Raw genomic sequence first — 263 nt, 5'->3', positions numbered from 1 at the left:
GTCCTCGGCCGCTTTGGCTGGAAAGCCGGGCAGCCCACGCTCAACCAACAGAACGTGCACGCCATTTCCGCCGACATGGGCCTGACCACCACGCTGCGCCCCTTCGACGAATGCACGCCGGCGCAAACCGCCTGCACAGCCGCGCCTGATGGTGGGATGCCGGAAGTCAGCGACCACTTGCTCAGTCAGGTGCAGTTCGACACACGCACCCTCGGCGGGCCAGCGCGGCGCCAGGTCAACGACCCGCAAGTGCGGGCCGGCAA

General features: G+C 68.1%; 1 protein-coding gene. It reads left to right on the top strand.

The window, feature by feature from the left end:
• On the top strand, nt 1-263 hold a 263-nt coding region (locus AC0IW7_RS24855; protein WP_471821509.1), incomplete at both ends, for a di-heme oxidoredictase family protein.

The sequence above is a fragment of the Pseudomonas sp. AC229 genome (assembly GCF_979254655.1).
The sequence above is the reverse complement of the archived record's forward strand: the minus strand, read 5'-3'. Positions and strand labels throughout refer to the sequence as shown.